At 73.9% G+C, this 4,442-nt stretch carries 2 protein-coding genes and 2 pseudogenes; all 4 read left to right on the top strand.

Going from position 1 to position 4,442, the window contains the following annotated elements; translation table 11 throughout:
• Positions 1-67 precede the first annotated feature (67 nt).
• Positions 68-1,241, top strand: a pseudogene (locus QOL99_RS15330) (SIS domain-containing protein).
• 94 nt (positions 1,242-1,335) lie between these two features.
• Positions 1,336-3,171 (top strand): N-acetylmuramoyl-L-alanine amidase, encoded by a 1,836-nt coding sequence (locus QOL99_RS15320; protein ID WP_285525095.1) that lies wholly within the window; start codon positions 1,336-1,338, stop codon positions 3,169-3,171.
• Between the two features lie 189 nt (positions 3,172-3,360).
• A complete protein-coding gene (locus QOL99_RS15315; RefSeq protein ID WP_285525097.1) occupies positions 3,361-4,263 on the top strand; it encodes an ABC transporter substrate-binding protein in 903 nt (300 codons plus the stop codon).
• Positions 4,260-4,442, top strand: a pseudogene (locus QOL99_RS15310) (ABC transporter permease); the annotation flags it as partial. The gene QOL99_RS15315 and the pseudogene QOL99_RS15310, both read left to right, overlap by 4 nt.

Genomic DNA, 4,442 nt, shown 5'->3' with positions numbered 1-4,442 from the left:
CCGGCCTGGAGGTGGCGTGGCGCGACCACGCGGAGGCCGCCGCCCGCCGGGCACTGGAGGCCCGCCCATGACCCAGGACCCCTTGATGGTGCGCGAAACCCGCGAGGCCCCGGCGGTGATTCGCCGCCAGCTCCTCGACAACCGGGAGCTCACCCGTGCCCTGGGCGCCCGGCTGCGGGAGCGCCGCCCGCCCTACGCCGTCACCGTGGCGCGGGGCAGCAGCGACCATGCCTGCACGGTGCTGAAATACGCGCTGGAAACGCAGCTTTCCCTGCCGGTCGCCAGCCTCGGCCCCAGCGTGCATACCCTCTACGGCGTCCGCCTGAGGCTGCGCGGCGCCCTGCTGGTCGCGGTCTCGCAGTCGGGCGCGAGCCCCGACGTGGTGGAGACGGTGGAGATGGCCCGCCGGGGCGGTGCCCTCACGGTCGCCCTGGTGAACGTGGAGGAGAGCGATCTGGCCCGCGCCGCCGAGGTCGTGCTGCCCCTGCGCTGCGGCGAGGAGCGGGCGGTCGCCGCCACCAAGAGTTTCCTGGCCAGCCTGACTGCCCTGCTGCCGGTGGTGGCGGACCTCGCCGGGGACGCGGGGCTGGCCCGTGCCCTGGCGGGGTTGCCGGACGCCCTGGAACGCACCCTGTCGCTGGAGGCCCAGGCCCGCGACCTGGCCGAGCGCTACCGGTTCGCCGAGCGGCTGATCGTCCTGGCGCGGGGGCTGCACTCCGGGGTGGCGCAGGAGGCCGCCCTCAAGCTCAAGGAGACCTGCGGCCTCCACGCCGAGGCATCCTCGGCGGCCGAGTTCAGCCACGGCCCCCGGCGCCTGCTCGCCGAGGGGGTGCCCCTGCTGGGTTTCACGTCGGCCGACGCGGCGGGGGAGGCGACCGCCCGCGCCTACGCCGACCTCGTCGCTGCCGGGGCGGACCTGCGGACCCTCGGCCCGGCGGCGGGGGGGGCCCTGACCACGCCGCCCACCGGGCACCCCCTGACCGACCCGGTNCACGTCGGCCGACGCGGCGGGGGAGGCGACCGCCCGCGCCTACGCCGACCTCGTCGCTGCCGGGGCGGACCTGCGGACCCTCGGCCCGGCGGCGGGGGGGGCCCTGACCACGCCGCCCACCGGGCACCCCCTGACCGACCCGGTGGCGAGCGCCCTGGCTTCCTACCTCTTCGCCGCCGCCCTCGCCGGGCACCGGGGCCTCGACCCCGACTCGCCGCCGCTGCTGAGCAAGGTGACCCGCACCCGCTAAACCTCGGCGCCCCGCCCCATCACAGGTGCGGGCCTACCCTCAGTCCTGTCTCCCGTCCCCTTTCCCCTTTCCCCTTTCCCCGGAGGTTTCCCCGATGCGCCGACTCCTGCTCACCGCCGCCCTGCTGCTCACCGGAGCCGCCCTGGCCCAGACTGCGCCCACCGCGCCGCCCACGCCCGCGAGTGCCGCGACCCTGCTGCCGCCCATCAGCGACGCGCCCATCTTCGTGGCGTACCCGCCCAGCGGCCACACCGTCTCCCACGCCAACGTGCTGCTGGAGGGCAGCGTCAAGCCCGGCGCGACCCTGACGCTCAACGGGCAGGCGGTGGACGTGGGCACCGACGGCCTCTTTATCGAGTGGGTGCCGCTGAAGCCCGGCGAGAACGTGCTGGTGCTGGAATCCGCGCAGGGGGGGCAGGTGGCCCGCCAGGAACTGCGGGTGACGAGCGCCCTGCCGCAGGTCCTGACCGGTGCGGCGCAGATCGTGGCCGCCAGCGTGACCCCCGGGGCCGACCGGGTGGCCTACCTGCAGCCGACGACGCTGGAGGGACGGGCGGTCCCGGTCAGCTTCACCGGCACGGCGGGCGGCACGGCCACCTTCCGGGTGGGAGACCTCGGCCCCTTCGCCATGACCGAGACGGCGCCGGGCCGCTACGCGGGCACCTTCCTGCTGCCCGAGCGCCTCGCCGCCGCACCCGTGCAGGTCACCCTGACCGCCACCGACGGCAGCGCGGCGACCGCCAGCAGCGCGGGCAAGCTCAGCGTGACGGGCACCGGGCCGCGCGTGGCCGAGGTCACGGCGACCATTCCGGGGCGCGGCCTTCAGGCAGGCACCTTCGTGTGGCGCAACGGCGTGGGCCGCAACTACGTGGTCTATCCCCGGCCCGGGGCGCTCGCGGTCGTGGTGGGCGAGGACGCTGCCACCTACGTCGTGCAGGCGTCGGGCACCCTGACCCTCAACGCGCCCAAGAGCACCCTCACCCTGCGCCCGGGGGGCACGCCGCTGCCCCGCGCGGTCTTTACCCGCATCGACGTGAAGGCCGGGGACACCCACAGCGAGGTGCGCCTCAACCTCCCCACGCGTGTTCCCTTCACGGTGGAGCAGGGGGTGGGGCCGGGCGCGTCCAGCCTGGACCTGCGGCTCTTTCACACGGTCTCCGACGTGGATTACATCCTCTCGGACCTGCCCAACGGCACCGTGCGCGACGTGCGCTGGACCCACGAGGCGGACGGCGTGGCCCGCGTGCGGGTGGACCTGAAGGGCGCCCCCTGGGGCTACGACGTGACCTACGAGGGCACGACCCTGGTGCTGCGCGTCCGCAACGCGCCGAGGCTGAATGCCGGGGCGCCCCTGACCGGCCGTGTGATCGTCATCGACCCCGGGCACGGCGGCGACGAGTTCGGCGGGGCCGGGCCGCTGCGGGTGCCGGAAAAGAACCTGATGCTCCCGCTCTCGCTGCGGGTGGCCGAGCTGTTGCGCCAGAGGGGCGCTGTCGTCGTCCTGACCCGCGAGGCGGACGTGACCGTGCCCATCTACAACCGGCCCCTGCTGGCCGAGGAGAAGAACGCCGACCTGCTGGTCTCCATCCACGCCAACGCCATTCCCGACGGCGTGGACCCCCGCACCCGGCGCGGCAGCGGCGTGTACTACTACCAGCCCCAGGCCCGCGCCCTCGCCGACGCCATCCAGACCAGCCTGGTGGGGACGCTGCCCGAGGTCGGCAACGACGGCGTGCACTACCAGAACCTCGCCCTGGCGCGGCCCACCACCCAGCTCAGCGTGCTGGTCGAGACCGCCTTCCTGACCGACAAGGGCAACCTGCGGCTGCTGATGAGCGAATCGGGCCGCGAGCGCTTTGCCCAGGCCATCGCCCAGGGAATCGAGCGCTTCTACCGGGACGCGGCGGTCGCGCAGCGGCTGCGGCCCTGACCCTGCCCCCCGACCTGTCCGCCCCCCGACCTGTCCGCCCCCCGACCTGTCCGCCCCCCGACCTGTCCGCCCCCCGACCTGTCCGCCCCGTCGCAGTCCGGGGCGGGGCGGGCCGGTATGGTGGGCGGTGGCCTGTCTGCACGCCTCTTTCCCCGCATTCCCCTCCCCAGGAGTTCTCCCATGCCCAACATGCCCAAGCTCATGGCCCTGCTCAGCCTCTCGCTGCTCGGAAGCGCCCTCGCCAGACCCATCGTGGTGGGCTCCAAGCTCGACCCGGAAGCGCAACTGCTGGGGCAGATGATCCTGCTGACCCTGCAAAACGCCGGGCTGGAGGTCGTGGACCGGACCACGCTGGGCGACACCAGCGTCAACCGCAAGGCCATCCTGGCCGGGGAGATCGACATCTACCCCGAGTACACCGGCAACGCCGTCTACCTCTTTCCGGCGGCCAAGATCAGCCCGGCCGTGAGCAAGAACGCCGCGCAGATCTACGCCCAGGCGAGGCGGCTGGACGCGGCCAACGGCATCACCTGGCTGAGGCCCGCCAACGCCAACAACACCTGGGCGCTCGCGGTGCCGCAGACCCTGGCCCGGCAGCACAAGCTCTCCACCCTGGCGGACCTCGCCGCCTACCTGAAGCGTGGCGGCACCCTCAAGGTGGCCGGGTCGCCGGAGTTCTTCAACCGTCCCGACACCATGCCCGCCTTCGAGCGGGCCTACGGCTTCAAGCTGAAGGCGAACCAGAAGCTGGTCCTCGCCGGGGCGACCCCGGTGCAGACCCAGTCGGCCGCCGCGCGGGGCACCAACGGGGTGAACGCGGCGATGGCCTACGGCACCGACGGCACGCTGGGCGCCCTGGGACTGGTCGTCCTGAAAGACCCCAGGGGAGCGCAGCCCGTCTACCAGCCCGCGCCCATTATCCGCACGGCGACCCTCAAGGCCAATCCCAGGATCGAGGGGCTGCTGGGCCGCGTCTTTGCCACCCTGGACGGCAAGACCCTGCAGATTCTCAATGGCCGCATCGCGGTCGAGGGCCGCAGCGCCCGTGACGTGGCCGAGAGCTACCTCAAGAGCCGGAAGCTGCTGAGGTGACCCCGGCCGCCCGCTCTCCCGGCGGGGCCGCGGGCCTGATCCGGCTGGGGGCCGCGCTGCTGCTGCTCAGCCTGCTGCTGCCCTGGCTGGAGCTACGCCCCAACCGCATCGCCGCCGGGGAACCCCTGGGCCTGGGGACCTGGACCTGGGCGGCGGCGGCCCTGGCGGGGGCGCTGTTG

Origin of the sequence: Deinococcus rhizophilus, assembly GCF_030271215.1 — a bacterium.
Taxonomy (GTDB): Bacteria; Deinococcota; Deinococci; order Deinococcales; family Deinococcaceae; genus Deinococcus; species Deinococcus rhizophilus.
Note: the sequence above shows the minus strand (reverse complement) of the source record. Positions and strands in the feature narration are given on the sequence as shown.

Excerpts from the sequence above, each read along its gene's own strand:
- QOL99_RS15320 (WP_285525095.1), top strand. The coding sequence starts at position 1,336 with ATGCGCCGACTCCTGCTCACCGCCGCCCTGCTGCTCACCGGAGCCGCC.
- QOL99_RS15315 (WP_285525097.1), top strand. The coding sequence starts at position 3,361 with ATGCCCAAGCTCATGGCCCTGCTCAGCCTCTCGCTGCTCGGAAGCGCC.